Consider the following 19,199-nt stretch of genomic DNA (forward strand, 5'->3'; position numbering starts at 1 on the left):
CTTTTTCTTTATTCCCAACGATACTACAACTCACATTACAGCATAAAGGACAGGGATATGTTAAAAGAATTAATTAACAATTTTGCGTTATTAACGAGCTTCTTATTCTTTGGAAATTTATTTTCCCGGAAATATGAACGTTACCTGAAAAACCACGCACTCATTCATCGGGTAATGAACGGTTTAATGCTGGGTCTGTTTGGCATTCTGTTAATGATGACCGGTTTATGGATCCGTGGGTACATTGTGGTTGATCTGCGCCAATTGGCGATTATCATATCTGTTTATATGGGAGGATCGGTATCTGGACTACTGACCACTCTGATCATAAGCCTGTACCGTATTTACATCACTGGAGGTTGGACGGATATTTCTTTGACTGCTACTGTCAATTGCTTCATGACATTAGTCGTTTCACTTATCTTTATTCGAGAAAAAAGGCTAACACTCAGCAAATGGATGTCAGCCGTGCTTGGAGCTGTTGTTGTGTCGCTGTTATCTACTTTCTTTGTGGCTAATCCTCCGAATTCGGAAACTATTATAATAATCACAACCGTTAAGATGCTTGGCGGCTTGTTCACTTATTTTATGATGTCCCATATCAAAAAAACAGAACGGGCTATTCATCTGCTGGAAGAAGCTGCAAACCGGGATCATTTAACCGGGTTATACAGTCCGCGTGCTTTTGATGCGCTGTTCGAAGAGGTACTTCATGCTTCCAAGACTACAAAAAAACCCTTTGGACTCGTGATGCTAGATATTGACCACTTTAAAAAAATTAATGATACGTATGGCCATTTGAACGGAGACACCGTCTTAAGCCAACTGGGAATTCTGTTAAACCGGGAATCTACAACAAGAGCATATCCCTCCCGTAAGGGCGGAGAGGAATTTGCAATTTTACTCGGAGATTGTGATACCGAAAAGGCGACAAGCTTTGCCGAGAAGATTCGGAAAGCTGTGGAAAATGAATGTTTTCTCTTGAATGACGGAACCATAATCTCTTTAACCGTATCCATCGGAGCAGGCAGTTCTCCTGTCATTGCATCAAGGCACTTACTCGAAAAAGCAGACGAAGCATTATATGAAGCTAAACGGTCAGGACGCAATCAGGTAAAGTTGGCAAAACCATAATTATTAGTCGCTAAATGTCAGGAAAGCTGGATTAATGTTAATAAAAAGTGGTAAAATGGAAATAACATCGTTATCAAAAAAACTTCTGCCGCTAGTGGAGACATGCCTTACAATCGACATGGGGGGTGGGCTTTGTGAACCTCGAACAATTGGAAAAACTCATGGAAAAAGAACGCCGTGAACTGAATCGCATGGCTGACTTACACGGATTAAGAGATGAACGTGTATTGGACAAATCCTCCAGGCTTGACCGTATTATGGACAAGTACCTTCACACCAAGCGCGCAATCAACCAAACACACTCATAAAAGCAAGCTACTTCGCTGCCCCTCAGGGCAGCTTTTTTATGATGTAAGCCACTTCCGTCCTTCTCACCGACGACTTCCGCCATATTCTGTCCGCAACAATCGCTGTGTGAAGGATATCCACTCTCTGGCAGCAAAGGACAGATACCGATCGTTCCGCCAAATCATCCCCAAATGCCAAGGAATGACAGGGTCCACCAGCGGAAGAACACGCAAACGTTCGGAATCCAAATCCCGGCATATCGCCTCCGGCAATAACGCTACTCCCAGGTTGGCAGCAACCATTTCGCTAATCAAATCCCATTGAGAGCTTTCGTAGACTACACGCGGCTGAAAGCCGGCACGAACACATTCGGCAATGATACGGTCATGCAGCGTAAAATCCTCACGGAACAGCACAAACGCCTCCTCTGCTAACGCAGATAGCGGCACCTCCTTGCACTCAGCCAATGCATGTGTAGGATGAACGAGCAGATTCAACTTTTCCTCCACAAATAGGAATGTCTCGAACATATCTCCAACCGGTGGCAGCACAATCACCCCGATATCCAGCGCGCCAGCTTCTACGTCCTGCTCCACTTTCTTCGCTCCATCCTCGAACAATTGAATCGTCACATCGGGAAAGGCCTTGTGAAATTCACCAATGACACGCGGAAAAAAGCTCGATCCGACCATAGGAGGCAGACCAATGCGGATATGTCCTTTTTTCAGGTTCATCAAATCACTCAGTTCCGAGGACAGGCTCTGAAAGGACTTCACAATCGCTTGGGCCTGAAGCTCAATGACCTTGCCCGCATCCGTCAGTTCGATTTTTTTGCCAATCCGATCGAACAGAGTAACTCCCAATTCTTCTTCCAGGCTTTTAATCGTCTTACTGATCGTCGGCTGGGTAATAAACATGCTCTGGGCTGCCTTCGTAAAGCTGCGCAACCGCGCGACTTCCAGAAAATATTGCAAATGTCGGATATCCAAAGCTACACCTTCTTCCATAGACAAACGGAATAGACTTCATTCTTTATATGCATTTTACTCATGAAAGCTTGTGATGTAAAATTTCATTACAGTTTGAAAATAACGGATCTCGAAGATAGGAGACTTTATATATGAAAAGCTTCATACGCGGTGTCCTTCAGATCGCCGTCCTGATGGCCTTTTCGCTCATCCTGAACGCGGTGGTCTCCTGGCTCCACCTGCCTGTACCCGGTAGTATCATCGGTATGCTGATTCTCTTTATTCTGCTGCAAACGGGCGTGGTTCGACTAAGCTGGATCGAGGTTGGCGCTAACTGGTTGCTGGCCGAGCTGCTATTATTCTTTATTCCCTCCGCTGTTGGCGTTATGAATTATTGGCCGATGCTGGAACACGACGGCATGAGCATTATGCTGGTCGTGCTGCTCGGCACCTTCCTAGTGATGGCCTGCACAGGTATGATCGCCAGTCTGCTTGGCAAACGAAAGGAGCATAAATCATCATGACCGGTCTTCTATGTATTATATTAACACTTGCTATTTACTGGATGGCCAAACGCATGTACCGCACATTGCCCAAGGTGTATTTGTCCCCATTGCTCATTACACCTGTGGTTATCATTTTGATTTTGACGCTGACGGGTGTGAACTACCGTTCTTATAATTCAGGCGCTCATTTTCTATCCATGCTGCTACAGCCAGCTACGATTGCATTTGCTGTCCCTTTGTACCGATATTTCCCTGTGTTAAAAAAACACGCGGCTCAAATCGTGCTTAGCGTGTTATCTGGATCTGTCGTAGCCGTGCTGTCCTCTATGGCGCTCGCCAAGTGGATGCACCTGGACTCCTCGCTGCTAAGCAGCCTGATTCCTCGCTCCATTACGACACCTATTGCGATGAATGTATCGCAAACGATTGGCGGTAATCCGACGGTCACGGCTGTATTCGTTATTCTGACCGGATTGAGCGGTCTTATTATCGGCCCGATGATTGTCAAACTGTTTCGGATTGAAAATGAGGTTTCACGCGGGGTATTGCTTGGTACCGGTGCTCATGGTACGGGTACTTCCAAAGCGTTCGAGTTCAGTTCGTTGACAGGTACGATTTCCAGCATCTCGATGGTGCTCGCCGCTCTCTTTACCTTGGCGGCTGCCCCATTCCTGTTCCACCTGATGCTGTAAGCCATCTGTATACAATGAAGCAGCGATTCTCTTATGAATAGAGAATCGCTGCTTTTGTTTTGTAAGACCCTTTTTCGCTTAAAGCAGTGGTGAGAAACGAAACGATTGTAGAGAAGCGGAGCGGTAAAGGATACGCATCCCTCACGTTGTATCAGATGGCTTTAACAGCGCTGGGTTCCGCCTCTACCTCTACAGGTGTCACAGCTTCATACAGATAAGCATCCAGCTCAGTCGTATATTGGCGTTCTTGCTCGGCGCTCCAGCCTGCGTACTCGGACATCCATGCAATGACAGCCTGCTTCCAGCGCTTCACCTCGTCAATCTGAAAGAACAGTGCTCCAGTGCGACGTATGAAAAAGTCAGACGGTGTCACCGTCATTTCCTGTTCCATCGCGTACAATAGCGGAACACGCACTTCTATAGGCAACGCCGCTTCCGTCTCGGTGGCGTTCTTCATGCTCCGTGTCGCTATGGCGAACAGTCGCTCCACATTTGAGCCATAGCGAGCAGCCCATGCTCTGGCGGTTTCTGGCGACAGACCGAGCGCGGCACCCGCTGCGGCTTGCTTGCTCACGAAAGCGTCCCAACCCGCCGAACCGCCTACATTGCCGCCCGAAATCGGGATATGCCTCGTGCGGCATGCCCGAAAGCTTTGCCCATGCAAGCGGCCCAGCCCCCGCACCGCGCGATCCACGACGAGTTCGGACATTTTCCGGTAGCCTGTCAGCTTGCCGCCTGCAATCGTGATCAGACCTGAACGGGATTCCCAAATTTCGTCCTTACGTGAAATTTCTGAAGGGCTTTTACCATCTTCATAAATGAGCGGGCGTACCCCTGCCCAACTGGATTCCACATCTGCAACTGTCAGCTTCACATCCGGGAACATCCCGTTGATCGCTTGAAGCACATACGCCCGGTCTTCGGCGGTCATCCGGGGATGCGACGTATCCCCCTCATATACCGTATCGGTCGTACCTGCATAGGTTTTGCCATCACGCGGGATCGCGAATACCATGCGTCCATCCGGTGTATCGAAGTACACTGCCTGTTGAAGCGGGAAGCGCCCAGCATCGAATACCAGGTGGATACCCTTCGTCAGGCGAAGCACCTTGCCCTCTTTGGAGCGATCCATTTCCCGCAATGTATCTACCCATGGCCCGGCAGCGTTAATGACCAGCGAAGCCCTGATCTCGTAGGGCTTTCCCGTGATCCGATCGGTTACACTGGCGCCGCTTATTCGTCCGCTGTCATACAGCAGCTTATCAGCCTTGGCATAGTTCACGGCCAGCGCCCCTCGTGTAACGGCTTCCTTCATCACCTCAATCGTTAGGCGAGCATCATCTGTGCGGTACTCCACATAACTACCGCTTCCCTTCAGTCCTTCTCTCTTCAGCAAAGGCTCGCGCTCCAGCGTAGCCTGGATGTCCAGCATGCGGCGACGCTCACTACGCTTCACGCCAGCGAGGAAGTCATACACCAGCAGACCAATCGAGGTGGTGAATGCATTAAATGTGCCACCCTGGTGAAAAGGAAGCAACATACGCTCCGGAATGGTCACATGAGGGCCATTTTCAAATACGATAGCTCGTTCCTTCCCGACCTCGGCTACCATCTTAACCTCAAATTGCTTCAAATAACGAAGACCGCCATGCACCAGCTTGGTAGAACGACTGGATGTCCCTGCTGCAAAATCCTGCATTTCCACCAGAGCCGTCTTCAAACCACGATCCGCAGCGTCCAGCGCAATTCCCGCCCCTGTAATGCCGCCACCAATTATTAAAATATCAAAATGCTCACGCCCCATACGTTCCAAAACAGCCGTTCTCTCCTGTGCAGCAAATCCCTGTTCTCCCATCATCTATCCCTCCAATTTCGTACATGTCTGCTTTGCCATCTGACACCGAATCACCAAAAGATACAAAAAAAGACCACGAACATCGCTGCGGCGGATGCCGAGCGGTTCATGGTCTCTCCAAGTCTCCTGACGAGTATTAACTTATCTATATCGTAGCATACACAGTACACGATGAAAAGGGGAATCTGCCTGTTGTCAGCTGACTGCCTACTGTCGTAAAACCACCTTTACTTGAACGCCATCGCGGCATGGACTGCCTTTTTCCAGCCGCCATATCGTTCAGCCCGCACTTCTTCACTCATGGTCGGAGTGAAGGTTCGGTCACTCTGAGCATATCCCCGGACTTCATCCAAACTGTCCCAGAAGCCGACTGCCAGCCCTGCCAAATACGCCGCCCCCAGTGCCGTTGTCTCGTTCACAGCAGGTCGTTCCACGGGCAGATCGAGAATATCGCTCTGGAACTGCATCAGGAACTCGTTCATCACTGCGCCCCCATCTACACGCAATGAGCGCACAGGTACACCCGATTCGCTCGCCATGGCGGTTAGAACATCTTTGGTCTGGTAGGCCAGCGATTCCAGTACCGCTCGTATAAAATGCTCCTTGGATGTTCCCCGTGTTAAGCCAAAGGTCGCGCCGCGCACATCACTGTCCCAATACGGGCTGCCAAGACCCACAAAGGCTGGGACAAAATATACACCCTCCGTTGAGGTCACCCGCGCCGCATACGCTTCACTGTCTTTGGCCTCGCGGAACATACGCAGCCCGTCACGCAGCCACTGAATAGCAGACCCGGCTACAAAAATGCTGCCCTCCAACGCATACTTCACCTGACCGTTCAACCCCCATGCAATGGTCGTAATCAGTCCATGCTTCGATTCACAGGGTTCATCTCCGGTATTCATCAGCATAAAGCAGCCCGTACCGTATGTATTTTTAATCATGCCTTTGTCAAAGCAGCCCTGACCGAACAAAGCTGCTTGCTGATCGCCCGCCGCTCCGGCAATGGGAATTTCCTGTCCAAAAAAATGATAATCCACCGTATTCGCATATATTTCGGAGGATGACCTCACCTCCGGCAGCATAGACGCAGGAACGCCGAGAATATCCAGCAGCTCCTCATCCCATTTCAGCTCATAAATGTTGTACATTAGCGTACGAGCAGCGTTGGAATAGTCCGTTACATGCGCTTTACCGCCAGACAGTCTCCAGATCAGCCAGGTATCGATTGTACCGAACAACAGCTCTCCGCGTTCCGCCTGGGCTCTCGCTCCTTCAACGTTGTCGAGTATCCATTTGACTTTGGTACCCGAAAAGTAGGGATCAATGAGCAGCCCTGTTTTGCTATGAAAAGTTTGATCAAGTCCACGGCCTTTCAAGTCCTCGCAAATCCCGGCCGTTTGCCGTGACTGCCATACCAGCGCATGATATACCGGCAGGCCTGTATGTTTATCCCACACCACCACAGTTTCCCGTTGATTGGTAATGCCAATTCCAGCAATTTGACCGGCTTTCACACCTGATTCCGACAGACAAGAGGCGATGACAGCCAAAATAGAGCTCCATATTTCATTCGCGTTGTGCTCTACCCATCCCGGCTGGGGAAAATACTGCGGAAACTCCCGTTGTGCCTTGTACACCACTTTCCCCTGCCGATCAAACAAGATGGCCCGCGAACTAGTTGTGCCCTGATCCAAGGCAAGAATGTACTGTTCCATCATTTTTCAGTCTCCTTGCTTTATGTATGTTGCCTACTTGATTCAAATAGAAGCTATCGCTTATAGTGCTCAAACAGTTGTTTATTGGAGGTGGTAACTGCTGTAGCTCCCGCTGCCAACGCCGCCTCCACATCCTCAGGGGTACGTATAAGTCCGCCAGCCAAAATGGGAATCCCTGTACGTTCACTGACCTCCGCAATCATCGGTGGCACAACACCAGGCAGCACCTCAATATAATCGGGGCGCGTTTTTTCCACCAGTGCGTAGCTTTTTTCCAGCGCAATCGTATCCAGCAGGAACACTCGCTGTACAGCAAGGATTCCCTTTTTTTTGGCGGTTGCAATCACCCCGGAACGGGTCGAGATAATCCCAAATGGCTTAATCTCCTGACACAAATACTCAGCGGCATACTCGTCATTCTTCAAACCTTGCACCAGGTCGGCATGCAGAAGCATCTGCTTGTTGCGGCTCCTTGCCATCTGGTACAAGTTGCGCAACTGCGCTACATGCGTATCCAGAAAAACAGCATACTCATAAGAGCTGTCCAAAATATCCTCCAACTGCTTCATGTGCTTAGCTGCAGGTAAAATGCGTTGTCCCTGAAATGGCATGGATATCCTCCTTAGGCCGAATGGCGGTCAAATTCGTTCAAATTTTATATTATCACTCTGGTCGACGAACGTGAAGCGGTTCCATAAGAATATCCCTTTACACTCCATATATTCCTTTATTTATAAACCACATCCATGGATCATCTCATGTTCTTTTTTTGTACTTTTTGGTTGTCCGTATGTCTATTACTTTTTCAGAGAATTCGCATAGATTGATATTAATCTTTCATAGAATGGAGTGAATAGAATGGGTTTTTATGTTCGTAACAGTACGTCTAACCCTATTTCAGTTGCCGTTGGATACTATGATTCTGGTTGTAGTCCTATCACCTATGCTAAGAGAGGGTGGTACCGTATAGAACCCGGTAGACGCGCATTTCTTGTAGCTGGATCAGCCGCAAACCAAACGTTTTATGTCTACGGACATGACAGTTTTGGTAATTCGTGGGGTGGTGATTTCTACACAGATGTTCCTAGAGAGGCTTTCACAAGATGCTGGATAGCAAGTTGCCAGGGCCAGGGCTGTAGAAGTGTGGGGTTCGAGGAGATCAATGTTGGCAATTTTGAAAACTACACTCTAAACCTTGTAGATAGTACCCAAAGTGCATCTAAGTCAAGACGTACTCTAGTGGCGAAAAAAAGAAAAACCAATTTTAAATTAGGGAAGTTCAGCTTTATAAAATCACCTGGAAAATTAGGGAAGTTAGGCAAGAATAGAAAACCGCTATATGGTAAACGCAAATAGAATTATATAAACAGAACCAAAAGAAGCACCTCCCGCCATGAGCTGGGAGGCGCTTCCTTACATACTAACTGTGTATTCCTTCACTCGTCTATACAATTAGCCCCCAAACCCTTGGCGCAGCCACGAGGTAGCAAGCGTGATCGCACCGCGCTTGGCCGCGGTTTCCGACAATGGGTTCAGCATCACAAAATCGTGTATGATGCCCTGAAAGCGTACAGCGGTTACATCTACCCCAGCTTCACGCAGCTTGTTCGCATAAGCCTCCCCTTCATCACGCAACACATCGGCCTCGCCTGTAATAACCAGCGCACGCGGTAGCCCTTTGAGCTGGTCCGTGGTGGCACGTAACGGGGACGCCGTGATCTGCGCTCGTTCGTTAGGATCTGTCGTATATTGATCCCAGAACCATTGCATCCCTTCACGGCTCAGGAAATACCCTGTGGCGAACTCATGGTACGATTCCGTATCAAAAGAAGCGTCCGTCACCGGATAGAACAGCAACTGTTGCCGAATGGCAGGGCCACTGCGTTCTTTGGCCAGCAGAGTTACAGCTGCAGTCATGTTACCACCGACACTATCTCCGGCGATCGTCAGCGTATCGGACTTCAGCCCATGCTCGCGCCCATGCTGTGCCACCCATTGAACGACCGCGTAAATTTCCTCAATCGCCGTCGGATATTTAGCTTCAGGTGACAAGCTGTATTCAGGGAATACAACAGCTGCCTGTGAGCCTACTGCCAATTCACGAATCAGACGGTCATGCGTATGAGCATTACCGAATACCCAGCCTGCTCCGTGGATATATACAATGACCGGGAGATCACCTGTCACCTGTTGTGGACGAACAATTCTGACCTTCACCTCACCGCCAGGGCCACCTGGAATCGACAGATCCTCCAGATCTGCGGCAGGTTTATCTGCTGGACCGGATTGAACCTCATTGACCGTTTCACGTCCTTTTTCAGGACCCAAATCATACAGAAACGGAGGCTTGGCATTATCGTCTGCGAATTTTTGCGCTGCGGGCTCCAACTGTACTTTTTTACTCATATCGTTTCACTCTTCCTTTCTTATTTGCGGTCTACATGTATTCAATATGGTTTACATTTATTCATTCAGTATCACCTTATATTTAAACGAGTTCCTCTCTTTCCAATCGGAGGACTCTATTTTGCCCAAAGAAGAGCTTGACTTTTATTTTATGTTGTAACTATAATGGTTACATATTAAAATTCAAGTATGAACATCATACAACGCATGAATTAAGCCAATAAATCATCCAAATTATTTTTTAGGAGGCTATTCTATTATGAAAATTGCAGTTATTGGTGCAGGCGGTAAAGCAGGAAGTAATATCGTAAAAGAAGCATTAGACAGAGGGCATGAAGTAACCGCCATCGTCCGTGACCCAGCTAAAGTAACGGATAATCGTGCAGCTGTAGTACAAAAAGACGTTTTTGACCTGAAAACAGATGATCTGAAAGGTTTTGACGCCGTTGTTAATGCTTTTGCCGCTCCGTTCGGACAAGAGCATCTGCATGTAGATGCAGGTAACGTGCTAATTGAGGCTCTCCGCAATGTATCCGGTACTCGCCTGATTGTCGTAGGTGGTGCAGGCAGCTTGTTTACGGATGAATCCCAGACACTCTTGGTCAAGGATACTCCCGACTTCCCTGATTTTGTATATCCAACAGCTCATAACCAAGGGAAGAACCTGGACATTCTACGCGGTACCAGCGACCTGAACTGGACGTTTATTAGTCCTTCCGCGGAATTTGCTCTCGGCCAACGTACAGGCTCTTACCAAGTGGGCAAAGACACACTACTGGTTAATTCCAAAGGTGCAAGCTATGTCAGCTATGAAGATTATGCAGTTGCAGTAGTAGACGAAATTGAAAAACCACAACATTTGAATCAACGTTTCACCGTCGTATCCGAGTCCTAATTCTACGACCGAACCGAACATTCCAACATAAAAAGACCCTTCGACCACTTTCCATCCTGCTTGGAAAATGAATCAGAAGGGTCTTACTGTATGTCTGGTTCGTCCAATCTTCTACTGTTTAACTCGGCTTACAGTCTTCCTGTCACTAAAACTTAGCTTAAGAATTGGAGGTGCAGCCAAAGTCGTCAAAATAACGGCAATGATGACTGATGTAAAATACTGTTGTGCCAGCAGGCCTGTTTGCAGCCCGGTGGCTGCGATAATAAGCGCAACTTCTCCGCGAGATATCATGCCAGAACCAATCGCAAGCGAGGAACGGGTATTAAAACCTGTCAGCCGCGCGCCGATGCCTCCTCCGACCAACTTCGTCACCAGTGCTATCAGGGTCAAAACAACAACAAACCCAAGCTGCTGCCCCACTCCCTCAAAAGATACATTTAAGCCAATGCTGACAAAAAATACTGGCACAAAGATGGAATAAGCGATGGGCTCCACCTTTTCTTCTACGACAGCCTTAAAGCTTGTTTGCGAAATGGCAATCCCGGCAGCAAAAGCTCCGATAATGCCCGCCATACCCATCAAATCTGCAAAATACGCAAAACCGAAGCAAATGACCAACGCAGCAGTAATCACAGCTTCGGTCACTTTGAGGGGGGCAAGTATTTTCATAATCCATGGAACAACGAACCAGCCACCCAAAATAGCTACTACGAAGAAAACTAGCTTTTTGCCAACAAGAAGTCCCAGCGAAGTTTCTCCGCCCATACCGAATATACTCATCATGACCGCAAGCAGCACCACGACGAGCACATCGTCCAGCACTGCCGCACCCAAAATGGTCGAGCCTTCTCGGGTATTCAGCTTGTTCATATCCTTGAGCACCTGCACCGTAATGCTTACGGAAGTAGCGCTCAAGACAATCCCCAAAAACCATCCTTCATGCACGGAAAATCCAAAGGCTTCCCCAACTCCAAAACCACAGAGTAACGGCAAAATAATACCCCCGACAGCCACTGCTACCGCAGGCTTCCAGTTGCGCCGAAGCTGATCCAGATCCGTCTCCAGCCCGGCAATGAACATCAACAGCAACACGCCGATTTCAGACATATTATGAATCAGCGAATCATTTTGTACCCATCCCAAAACTGCCGGGCCCAGCACGATACCAGCGATCAGCTTCCCCAATACCGCAGGTTGACCGAGCTTAACCGATAAATGACCGGCTACTTTTGTAAACAATAGAATCAAAAGAAGATACAATATAAATTGCATAGGTTAATAACCTCCTTTTATTTAATCCTTGAACTCATTTGCGCATCATCTACAATTGAAGAAAACGGATAATCATAAAATGCAGAACAATCGTCCAAAATATGTGTCTGACCTTAAACAGACCACAACTCGCAAAATAAAAAGGGAAACCCTACATACAGCACAGGTTCCCCTAAAAAGACATAAAGGAGCCTTGGTGACAGGCTCCTCCGATAATTCATATATTCATTTGATGTTGTCGGTCATCCTTGCGCAAACAAGCAACTTTATCTTTTAATTATACCTCTTCTGCAAACCCATGTAAACGTCATTGAGTCAACTCTCGGCTTTTTCCACGTACCGTGCACAGTATTCATGCTGCAGCATACTCATCAGAATCGAATCATGGTATTCATAATTGTAAAATAAAGCATCCCGCTGCACACCTTCACGTTGAAAGCCTACTTTTTCATAGCAACGGATGGCCTGTTCATTAAAATCAAATACATTCAGCTCAATCCGATGCAGGTTACAAATACCGAATCCATAGCCTAGCATGAGCACAAGCGCTTCGGTGCCGTAGCCTTTGCCTTGATCCCCATGCTCATTGATCGCAATACGGATATTGGCGCTGCGATTCAGGCTATCCATATCCTGTAGCGCAATATCCCCGATGACACGATCATCTTCCTGAAGTGCAATGAGCAGCAGCAGGCTTGAGGAATCCTGTCCTTTAGCTTCTATATAACGAGCAATTTGCTCTTTGGTAAAGCTTCGCTGTGTGCCCGTCAGCCTCCGCACTTCCTGATGAAACAACGTATTATAATACAGCTCGGTGTCCTCCACGTTAATGGGACGCAAGTACACTCGTGATCCTTCAAGCAGTCGTGCCACTGGCGTTGCGGGCGAATAATTTTGAGTCAACGTGATCTCTCCTATGCTAAAAATATTAATTGCTACAAAAATATAAATTGTCTTAAATGGAAGCAAACGATTACGCTAGATCGACATTTTGTTCAGTCGAAGGGGTAGGATCAGCAAGAGACTCGCGCCAAATTACAGATTGAAGCAGAAGTCCTGCCAAACCCAGGATTCCAACAGACATCCCGATCCAGACAAAAGCCGTTCCTGCCCCTGCTATTCGGATCAATACTCCCCCGGTAAGCGGCGAAATGACCATGATCGCTCCAATCACGGTACTTTGAATACCGAAGACACGCCCCACCATATCAGCAGGGGTTTTGGCTTGTAATATGTAATTCTGGGTGATAATGTACAGACCATTCCCCACACCTAGCATGGCCCCGATCGTAAGCAGTACGGGTAGTCCTGTCCCGGGCTGCGCCCAGCCTAAAGCGGCAATCGCTCCGCCAATCAGCACATAGCCTCCACCGAGTCCCCAGCCTGCGCTTATACGATTCAAGCGATTAAGCACAAGCATACAACCAACAGCGCCAGCACCTATGGCGGAAACCAGCCAGCCAAGCAGCGATTCGTTGCCCGGAGCGAGCACTCGCAGCAACGTTGGGAACTGGTAGTCGATCATAAGAATGGCGATCAAGCCGAACAGCCCGAATATGAGCGTATGCAAAAGCATTCGACTGCGCCAGAGGAACGCCCAACCTTCCCGCCACTGGCTGAAAAAACGGGATACGTGAGCAGGCTCTCCCTGCACCTTGGCATCATCAGCCCCATGCGCTGTAACCGATGTCGATTTTTCTAGCTGCTCGTCAGCAATCGCTTGCTGGTCTGTGCTGGCCAGCGCAGGACCGATTCCGCGCAGCGGCCATAGCAAGAGGCCGGAGCAGAGGCGCAGCAGTGCATTTAGGATAATGCATGCTTGCGGGGACAGCACAGTCAAGGTCATGGCGCCCAGCAATGGTCCCGCCACTTTGGAGGCCTGATTGACCAGGCCATTCAGTGAGGTTGCACGGAATAGGTCGCCACTGGCGACTACTGTACGAGTCAAACCTTGCTGTGACGGCATTTGGAATACGCCAGCCGCCGCGCGCAAGCCGAGCAAAGGCAACAGCCACACCGGACCAGGGACGGCGAGAATCGTCAGCGTCAATAAGGCGACAGCTACATCGCAGCCGATCATCAGTCGGGCCTTATGTACCCGGTCGGCTAACGTGCCTGCAATGGAACCGAGCAGCAGACCTGGTAGCGCCATAACTACCGGAATCAGCGCAATCAGCATCGGGTCAGCTTCCCAGCGGTAAGCAACAAGCACCTGAATGGCGATAGCATCAAACCAATCACCAAAGGAAGCAGCCGTATGTGCCGCAAACATCCGCCGAAAATGGCCATTACGCCAAATGCTAGGCGTGGACTGCAATTCTTTCTTTTCCTTCATTTCTACTCACCCTGCTCTCATTATCTGCTTCTTTAGCAATAAGAACATTCTAGCGGGCCTATATCAGAGGAAAATCAGACAGCTAAAAAAATCAGGCCACAAAAAGGATCTGCTCCAGCCAACACCTCAGCGCCGAACGACGCAGTGTTAAGCTATTGTCCCGATCAAGTTGATCGTATTGAGCCGCATACTTCTCTTCCAGCATGGGATACGGGCCGCACAACTTTAAGAAACTGCGAATTTGACTTATTGCTTTGATTTTTAATAGCTCCTGTTTCGCCATATCAAGGGTGACCAGCCCCTCATCCATGAGCCGCTCGGCCTGGTCCACATCTCCAGTACGCAACAGCATAAGTCCGCGCAGCAAGCGATAACGGCCCAGTTCGCGCAAATACGGAGCCTCTGACAGCATGCCTTCCAGACGATCAGACAGTTCGGCAGCCTTTTCCATATGATTGGCGACCAGATGCATGTACATCTCCATGAGCGCAACTGGCATCACAAATTTATCAAGATCATCCCGCTCCATAACCATGAAGGTCAGTGGTAGACCTTCATGTGCGCGTTCAGGTTGTCCATTCTCCACATAAGCCTCCAGAATATTGAGGATACGTAATTCCCGCTCCTGATCACTGGACAGCAATCCGCTGGCAAGCGCACGCTCACATAGGGCAAGCCCTTGATCCGTTACCCCTGCGGTGCACGTATAAAGCAGCAACATCCAATACAAACGGTCTGCGGGTGCAAAATCCTCTTGCTTCAAAAACCAAGCTACATCCGCCTGTACAAAACGGGTATACATTTGATAATAGGCAGACATTTGAAAACCCATCTGCTCCTGCTGTTCAGCCAGCGCTACGATGGAATCGCCTTGCCCCAGCAGGTGATACTTTCGAAAAAGTCCATGAACGGCGTCCTGTACTTCCTGATCGTGCAAAGAAGGATGATTTCGTGGTTGTATGGCAGTCAAGGTCAAGCTGTAGCCATATCCTCTGACCGTATGAATACGGAGTCCATTCCATGACTTAAGTTTTTTGCGCAATCTATAGATATGATCATCCACTGTACGCTCCACTGGATATTCCAGTGGCCACACACGATCCAGCAGTTGTTCCCGGGTGAACACCTGATTCCGGTTATCGTATAAAAAGCGCAACAATGCAAACTCTTTAGCCAACAACATAACACGATCTGCATTATAGACCACACTGTAGCCATCTGCATCAAATTGCAGCCTGATCATCCACCTCGCCTCCGACATATCGTTTCTTAGCTGCACCCAGCCCTGTAAACATAAGCAGAACACTCAGGCACAAGAGTAAAAGCAGCGGAATTGTCCAGCCTTGTGTCGCATCATGCAAATAACCGAACAGCGTCGGCCCAGTCGCTGCTAGCAAATAACCAAAGGATTGCGCCATACCTGACAGCTCTGCTGCCTGCTGCGGTGTTCGCGTCCGCAAATTAAAGAACATCATAACTAGCGGAAAAGCAAAACCACCCGCTATACCCATACAAATGACCCAAATCACACTCCACTGTGTAGCCCCGAGCAGAAATCCACCCAGACCTATAAAATAGAGCGCAGCCATAATCAGAACCAATATCCGCTGATCCTTCACTCGCGCCGCCCAAATAGGCACAATAAAAGTAAATGGCATTTGCGAAAATTGCATCACAGACAGCATCCATCCCGCAGTCTCTGAATCCATTCCCTGTCCGCTCATCATTTCGGGAAACCAGGCAGCAGGAACATAGAACAGGGCAGATTGCAGCCCCATAAACAGCGTTACCTTCCAAGCCAAAGACGATTTATACACATTCACCGTTCGGGCAGATACTACCGCTTGACTAGCCGTTCGGCGCGCCTTAAGAAGCTGCGGCACCCAGAGTAAAATACCTAGGACACCGACAATCGCCCAAATCCCCAAAGCACCGCGCCAGCCCATTCCTCCGTTCAGAGCCAGCGGTATACTCAGACCGGATGCTGTTGCAGCGACGACATTCATGGATACGGAATATACGCCGGTCATTAGTCCGCTGTTGCGGGGAAATTCCTCTTTGATCAAACTGGGCAGCAAAACATTGCACACAGCAATAGCCAGTCCCAGCATCGCAGTCCCGACAAATAATGCAGTCACCCCCAGCGTCGAGCGCACTACAATACCTGCGGTCAACAGCAGCAAGGCCGCAAAAATAATAAGGGAAGACCCGAAGCGCCGCGACAGTTTGGCTACAAAAGGCGACAACAGTGCAAAAGCAAGCAGTGGGAACGTCGTTAACAGACCACTTAGTGTATTCGAAATATGCAAAGAATCCTTAATCAAACCGATAAGAGGTCCTACCGAAGTAATCGAGGCGCGCAGATTGGCACCTACCAGGATGATCCCTGCGGCAAGCACCCAAGGACCTGCATGCCACAACGATTTGTATACCAAAGCTCGTTGGTGTTGCTGTGAACTCATCTCTCCATTCTCCAATCCATTCTGTATTATGCTCAAAGGCTCCAACCAAGTGTAACGGCTGGAGCCTAGGCAATTTTTATCTCATTAAATTATAAAGGCATTCGTGCCATATGCATAGGACGGATCGACACAACGCCCCAAATCTTCATATTCAGCTTACAGGTTCATCAAACAAATAAAAGCTGCCTGAAAGGACAAGTTCCTTTTGAGGCAGCTTTCAGTTCATAGCTTCGATGTGATTGGCGCTGATTAACGTACCAGCCAGCCGCCATCCACCGCCAAGATATGACCATTCATGTAGTCCGAACCCTGACTGGCGAGGAAAACAACAACCCCCATCAGGTCAGACGGATCACCCCAACGACCCGCAGGAATACGTGACAAAATCTCTTGATTGCGATTCTCATCCGCACGAATTGGAGCCGTGTTCGCCGTAGCAATATAACCAGGGGCAATCGCATTAATCTGAACGTTATGGACCGCCAGTTCGTTCGCAAATGCCTTGGTTATACCAGCTACTGCGTGCTTGCTTGCTGTATATGGCGGAACGAACTTGCCGCCCTGGAAAGCAAGCATAGAAGCAACATTGATAATCTTCCCGCTTTTTTGCTCTACCATTATCTTCGCCACTTCCTGGCTCAAATGGTATACAGCATTCAGGTTGATTTCCATAACAGCGTCCCAATCTTCATCTTTATACTCCAGCAAAGGAGCGCGGCGGATCGTACCCGCGTTATTGACAAGGATATCAATTTTGCCAAATTCCTTGACACACTCTTCTACAAGTTTTTTAATGGATGCTTTTTCAGTCAGGTCAGCCTGGTGAAAAGCAATCTTCACACCCGTTGGCTCCAGCAGACGTCTTGTTTCTTCATAATCATCATTGTTAGCTACAATGAACAGGTTTGCGCCTGCTTTGGCCAAAGCTACGGAATATCCTTGACCTAATCCACTGTTGCCCCCTGTTACAATCGCCGTTTTACCTTTTAGACTAAAAAAATCCAATGAAAAATCGTCCAGACCCATGCCTACGCCTCCATCACAAATTAGTATAAAAACCTATATTTTCTGAAGCCTACAACGCTGCACGTACTTCTTTGTATTTAGCCACATAACGCGCTGCATTTTCTGTGATCAAGTCGTAGCGACCTTCCTTGGCTGGAGCCGTCAAATTGCCTCCAATTCCCACGGCCACACAGCCGTTACGCAGCCAGGTTTCCATATTATCCAGATCAACGCCACCGGTTGGCATAATCTGCACGTGAGGCATTGGCCCTCTCACGGCCTTAACAAAGTCCGCCCCCATCGTATTGCCCGGGAACAACTTCACAACATCACTACCCAATTTCATGGCTTCCTTGATCTCATTCAGCGTCATGCAGCCAGGCATATAAGGAATCGCATACAAATTGCATAGCTTCGCTGTTTCTTCTTCAAAAGAAGGACTTACGACAAATTCTGCTCCGGCCAGAATAGCAATTCTTGCCGTCAGTGACTCCAGTACAGTTCCTGCACCAATAACGGCCCGATCCTTAAATTCGTCTCTCAATCTTCGAATGACCTGATCCGCATCTGGCGTGGTAAACGTAAGCTCAATATTATCCAAGCCGCCTTCAATACAGGCTTTGGACATTTGATACGCTTCCTCTGCTGTGTTTCCCCGAATGACTGCGACAACACCAACCGAAGTAATATGTTCCAAAACTTTCTTTTTCGTCATGTTCCTGATCCTTTCCACGAATGGGATGACCATGGTTCCTCAGCCGCTTGCAGGTCTACGTTCCAATGCAATGATTAACGCAACTCGCTCATGGCTACCTGATCCATGTCCTTGTATGTTTTATTTTCACCGGCCATGCCCCAAATGAAGGTATAGCTGCCTGTAGCTGCACCGCAATGGATAGACCAAGGCGGAGAAATAACGGCTTCATCATTTTTCATGACCAGATGGCGTGTTTCGTTCGGCTCACCCATCAGGTGGAACATTCTGGCGTTTTCGTCCAGTTCAAAATAGAAATACACTTCCATGCGACGGTCATGAACATGTGTTGGCATGGAGTTCCACACACTGCCGTTCTCCAACGTGGTCATCCCCATAACCAGCTGGCAGCTTTGAATGCCTTCGTCATGGATAAAGCGACGTAACGTACGGTTATTGGCTGTTTCTTGCGAACCCAGACTTTCAGACGGCACATCGGCAAAAGACTGCTTCGTCGTTGGATACGTGGTATGAGCCAAGGCTGAAACGATATAAAATTTCGCAGGCTTTTCGCTGGAATCGCTTTCAAAGATCAACTCCTTGGCACCTTTACCTACGTAAAGACAGTCTTTTGTGGCCAGCTCGTAAGTTTCACCATCCACCTTGACCGTACCACTGCCGCCGACATTAAAAACACCCAGTTCACGGCGCTCCAGGAAAGTTTCCGCTTTGATTTGATCGTTACCTTCCAGTGCAACAGATTTATTCACGGGGTGAATGCCCCCGATAATGACACGATCTTCATGCGTATAGACCAGCTTTACTTCCTCAGGTACAAAAAGCTCCTGAATCAGATAGTGCTGACGCAACTCTTCAGTCGTAAAATGCTTGGCATGTTCGGGATGAGTTGAATAACGCATTTCCATAAAAACATTCCTCCTGTTTAGATAAACTTTTTTATCAACGGAA

The 19,199-nt window shown here is 48.5% G+C and carries 19 protein-coding genes; 6 read left to right on the plus strand and 13 right to left on the minus strand.

Annotated features, from left to right (window positions below):
* Window positions 1-57 precede the first annotated feature (57 nt).
* Together HFE01_RS10885 and HFE01_RS10890 are read left to right on the plus strand one after the other, a co-directional pair.
* Entirely contained in the window at window positions 58-1,134 is a 1,077-nt protein-coding gene (locus tag HFE01_RS10885) for a diguanylate cyclase (RefSeq protein ID WP_017428638.1), read from the plus strand.
* Between the two features lie 134 nt (window positions 1,135-1,268).
* Window positions 1,269-1,442, plus strand: coding sequence for an aspartyl-phosphate phosphatase Spo0E family protein (locus tag HFE01_RS10890; RefSeq protein ID WP_013373596.1), 174 nt, complete (start codon window positions 1,269-1,271; stop codon window positions 1,440-1,442).
* 63 nt (window positions 1,443-1,505) lie between these two features.
* Here HFE01_RS10890 and cidR read toward each other — a convergent pair whose 3' ends face one another.
* Window positions 1,506-2,411, minus strand: a complete 906-nt coding sequence (gene cidR, locus HFE01_RS10895) for a cidABC operon transcriptional activator CidR (protein ID WP_025366094.1) — start codon at window positions 2,409-2,411, stop codon at window positions 1,506-1,508.
* Between the two features lie 131 nt (window positions 2,412-2,542).
* Between cidR and HFE01_RS10900 the strand changes: the two genes are divergently transcribed.
* A complete protein-coding gene (locus HFE01_RS10900; RefSeq protein ID WP_016822733.1) occupies window positions 2,543-2,914 on the plus strand; it encodes a CidA/LrgA family protein in 372 nt (123 codons plus the stop codon).
* On the plus strand, window positions 2,911-3,588 hold the full coding sequence (locus HFE01_RS10905) for a CidB/LrgB family autolysis modulator (RefSeq protein WP_016822732.1): 678 nt from the start codon (window positions 2,911-2,913) through the stop codon (window positions 3,586-3,588). The genes HFE01_RS10900 and HFE01_RS10905 overlap by 4 nt, the downstream gene beginning before the upstream one ends.
* Window positions 3,589-3,739: 151 nt before the next feature.
* Here the strand turns inward: HFE01_RS10905 and HFE01_RS10910 are convergent, their stop codons facing one another.
* From HFE01_RS10910 to HFE01_RS10920, 3 genes are all read right to left on the minus strand, one after another.
* Window positions 3,740-5,443, minus strand: coding sequence for a glycerol-3-phosphate dehydrogenase/oxidase (locus tag HFE01_RS10910; RefSeq protein ID WP_049828225.1), 1,704 nt, complete (start codon window positions 5,441-5,443; stop codon window positions 3,740-3,742).
* Between the two features lie 227 nt (window positions 5,444-5,670).
* Window positions 5,671-7,161 carry a glycerol kinase GlpK gene (glpK, locus tag HFE01_RS10915; RefSeq protein ID WP_026065518.1) on the minus strand — a complete coding sequence of 497 codons (1,491 nt, stop codon included), beginning with the start codon at window positions 7,159-7,161 and terminating at the stop codon, window positions 5,671-5,673.
* A gap of 53 nt (window positions 7,162-7,214) precedes the next feature.
* On the minus strand, window positions 7,215-7,772 hold the full coding sequence (locus HFE01_RS10920) for a glycerol-3-phosphate responsive antiterminator (protein WP_031462425.1): 558 nt from the start codon (window positions 7,770-7,772) through the stop codon (window positions 7,215-7,217).
* A gap of 247 nt (window positions 7,773-8,019) precedes the next feature.
* On the opposite strand from HFE01_RS10920, the gene HFE01_RS10925 reads away from it, so the two are divergent.
* Window positions 8,020-8,517 carry a DUF1036 domain-containing protein gene (locus HFE01_RS10925; protein WP_016822728.1) on the plus strand — a complete coding sequence of 166 codons (498 nt, stop codon included), beginning with the start codon at window positions 8,020-8,022 and terminating at the stop codon, window positions 8,515-8,517.
* 96 nt (window positions 8,518-8,613) lie between these two features.
* Here HFE01_RS10925 and HFE01_RS10930 read toward each other — a convergent pair whose 3' ends face one another.
* Entirely contained in the window at window positions 8,614-9,567 is a 954-nt protein-coding gene (locus tag HFE01_RS10930) for an alpha/beta hydrolase (RefSeq protein WP_031462426.1), read from the minus strand.
* Window positions 9,568-9,826: 259 nt separating this feature from the next.
* Between HFE01_RS10930 and HFE01_RS10935 the strand changes: the two genes are divergently transcribed.
* Window positions 9,827-10,462 carry an NAD(P)-dependent oxidoreductase gene (locus tag HFE01_RS10935; RefSeq protein ID WP_016822726.1) on the plus strand — a complete coding sequence of 212 codons (636 nt, stop codon included), beginning with the start codon at window positions 9,827-9,829 and terminating at the stop codon, window positions 10,460-10,462.
* A 111-nt stretch (window positions 10,463-10,573) separates the two neighbouring features.
* On the opposite strand, the gene HFE01_RS10940 is transcribed toward HFE01_RS10935, so the two are convergent.
* The 8 genes from HFE01_RS10940 to kduI all read right to left on the minus strand — a co-directional run bounded on the left by HFE01_RS10940 (window position 10,574) and on the right by kduI (window position 19,156).
* Window positions 10,574-11,734 carry a cation:proton antiporter gene (locus HFE01_RS10940; protein WP_090888915.1) on the minus strand — a complete coding sequence of 387 codons (1,161 nt, stop codon included), beginning with the start codon at window positions 11,732-11,734 and terminating at the stop codon, window positions 10,574-10,576.
* A 315-nt stretch (window positions 11,735-12,049) separates the two neighbouring features.
* A complete protein-coding gene (locus tag HFE01_RS10945) occupies window positions 12,050-12,637 on the minus strand; it encodes a GNAT family N-acetyltransferase (protein ID WP_017428643.1) in 588 nt (195 codons plus the stop codon).
* A 70-nt stretch (window positions 12,638-12,707) separates the two neighbouring features.
* Window positions 12,708-14,069, minus strand: coding sequence for an MFS transporter (locus HFE01_RS10950; RefSeq protein ID WP_025366101.1), 1,362 nt, complete (start codon window positions 14,067-14,069; stop codon window positions 12,708-12,710).
* Between the two features lie 91 nt (window positions 14,070-14,160).
* A complete protein-coding gene (locus HFE01_RS10955; protein ID WP_090888918.1) occupies window positions 14,161-15,312 on the minus strand; it encodes a winged helix-turn-helix domain-containing protein in 1,152 nt (383 codons plus the stop codon).
* Window positions 15,293-16,531, minus strand: coding sequence for a CynX/NimT family MFS transporter (locus HFE01_RS10960; RefSeq protein ID WP_025366103.1), 1,239 nt, complete (start codon window positions 16,529-16,531; stop codon window positions 15,293-15,295). Before HFE01_RS10960 ends, HFE01_RS10955 begins: the two co-directional genes overlap by 20 nt.
* Window positions 16,532-16,780: 249 nt before the next feature.
* Window positions 16,781-17,557, minus strand: coding sequence for a 2-dehydro-3-deoxy-D-gluconate 5-dehydrogenase KduD (kduD, locus tag HFE01_RS10965; protein ID WP_017428647.1), 777 nt, complete (start codon window positions 17,555-17,557; stop codon window positions 16,781-16,783).
* Window positions 17,558-17,606: 49 nt separating this feature from the next.
* Entirely contained in the window at window positions 17,607-18,251 is a 645-nt protein-coding gene (locus HFE01_RS10970) for a bifunctional 2-keto-4-hydroxyglutarate aldolase/2-keto-3-deoxy-6-phosphogluconate aldolase (protein WP_013373614.1), read from the minus strand.
* Between the two features lie 74 nt (window positions 18,252-18,325).
* Entirely contained in the window at window positions 18,326-19,156 is an 831-nt protein-coding gene (kduI, locus tag HFE01_RS10975) for a 5-dehydro-4-deoxy-D-glucuronate isomerase (protein ID WP_013373615.1), read from the minus strand.
* Window positions 19,157-19,199: the final 43 nt, after the last annotated feature.

The organism is Paenibacillus sp. EKM10P, from assembly GCF_011800655.1.
Taxonomy (GTDB): domain Bacteria; phylum Bacillota; class Bacilli; order Paenibacillales; family Paenibacillaceae; genus Paenibacillus; species Paenibacillus polymyxa.

Coding starts and splice junctions, on each gene's coding strand:
- kduD (WP_017428647.1), bottom strand. CDS start 17,557: ATGGGTCTGGACGATTTTTCATTGGATTTTTTTAGTCTAAAAGGTAAA.
- HFE01_RS10955 (WP_090888918.1), bottom strand. CDS start 15,312: ATGATCAGGCTGCAATTTGATGCAGATGGCTACAGTGTGGTCTATAAT.
- HFE01_RS10935 (WP_016822726.1), top strand. CDS start 9,827: ATGAAAATTGCAGTTATTGGTGCAGGCGGTAAAGCAGGAAGTAATATC.
- glpK (WP_026065518.1), bottom strand. CDS start 7,161: ATGGAACAGTACATTCTTGCCTTGGATCAGGGCACAACTAGTTCGCGG.
- kduI (WP_013373615.1), bottom strand. CDS start 19,156: ATGGAAATGCGTTATTCAACTCATCCCGAACATGCCAAGCATTTTACG.
- HFE01_RS10905 (WP_016822732.1), top strand. CDS start 2,911: ATGACCGGTCTTCTATGTATTATATTAACACTTGCTATTTACTGGATG.
- HFE01_RS10950 (WP_025366101.1), bottom strand. CDS start 14,069: ATGAAGGAAAAGAAAGAATTGCAGTCCACGCCTAGCATTTGGCGTAAT.
- HFE01_RS10930 (WP_031462426.1), bottom strand. CDS start 9,567: ATGAGTAAAAAAGTACAGTTGGAGCCCGCAGCGCAAAAATTCGCAGAC.
- HFE01_RS10940 (WP_090888915.1), bottom strand. CDS start 11,734: ATGCAATTTATATTGTATCTTCTTTTGATTCTATTGTTTACAAAAGTA.
- HFE01_RS10885 (WP_017428638.1), top strand. CDS start 58: ATGTTAAAAGAATTAATTAACAATTTTGCGTTATTAACGAGCTTCTTA.
- HFE01_RS10970 (WP_013373614.1), bottom strand. CDS start 18,251: ATGACGAAAAAGAAAGTTTTGGAACATATTACTTCGGTTGGTGTTGTC.
- HFE01_RS10910 (WP_049828225.1), bottom strand. CDS start 5,443: ATGGGAGAACAGGGATTTGCTGCACAGGAGAGAACGGCTGTTTTGGAA.
- HFE01_RS10900 (WP_016822733.1), top strand. CDS start 2,543: ATGAAAAGCTTCATACGCGGTGTCCTTCAGATCGCCGTCCTGATGGCC.
- HFE01_RS10960 (WP_025366103.1), bottom strand. CDS start 16,531: ATGAGTTCACAGCAACACCAACGAGCTTTGGTATACAAATCGTTGTGG.
- HFE01_RS10920 (WP_031462425.1), bottom strand. CDS start 7,772: ATGCCATTTCAGGGACAACGCATTTTACCTGCAGCTAAGCACATGAAG.
- HFE01_RS10925 (WP_016822728.1), top strand. CDS start 8,020: ATGGGTTTTTATGTTCGTAACAGTACGTCTAACCCTATTTCAGTTGCC.